This window comes from Bacillus sp. P4_D3, assembly GCF_056401855.1.
Window position 1 is genome coordinate 1 of record NZ_JBFUIN010001156.1, and the last position, 743, is coordinate 743.

Consider the following 743-nt stretch of genomic DNA (forward strand, 5'->3'; position numbering starts at 1 on the left):
GCCTAYCTGATACGTAAAACTTTCGGGTGTGTACGCTTTGTGTATAATAAAATGCTGGCTGAGCGGAAAGAAGTATACGAAACGTACAAAGAGAACAARGAAGAACTRAAGAAACAAAAATTCCCTACKCCTGCAAAATACAAAGTRGAGTATGAATGGTTGAAAGAAGTCGATTCATTGGCATTGGCMAAYGCTCAATTAAACTTGCAAACYGCKTATRARAATTTTTTTAGTGGTCAAMRTGATTTTCCTACATTCAAAAGTAGAAAGAGTAGAAAATCYTATACAACGAATCGAGTAAACGGAAATATTATGTTATTTCATGGTTATATCAAATTACCGAAACTRAAAWTRGTRCGACTGAAACAACATAGAGAGATMCCRCAAAAYYATATCATYAAATCATGCACGATTTCGATGACACCAACCGGWAAGTATTATGTGTCTGTCTTRACTGAATATGAAAAGGAAATTGTTCARAAAGAAGTAGAAAGTGTAGTTGGATTAGACTTCGCAATGGCTGAATTGTACGTGAGTAGCGAAGATGAGAAAGCCAATTATCCTCGCTTTTATCGTCAGATGYTGGACCGATTAGCAAARGCACAACGAGTATTAGCAAGACGTGTRMAAGRYTCAGYRCGTTGGAATAAACAACGSATCYGTGTAGCGAAGTTGCATGAAAAGGTCGCCAATCAACGTAAGAATTTCCTTCATCATAAGTCGAAAGAATTGGCTACGAATTT

1 protein-coding gene is annotated in these 743 nt (G+C 36.5%); it reads left to right on the plus strand.

All coding sequences use genetic code 11. The features are described from left to right. Positions 1-743, plus strand: a 743-nt coding sequence (locus AC1DTM_RS29950; protein WP_477001643.1) for an RNA-guided endonuclease TnpB family protein, incomplete at both ends; no start/stop codon positions are given.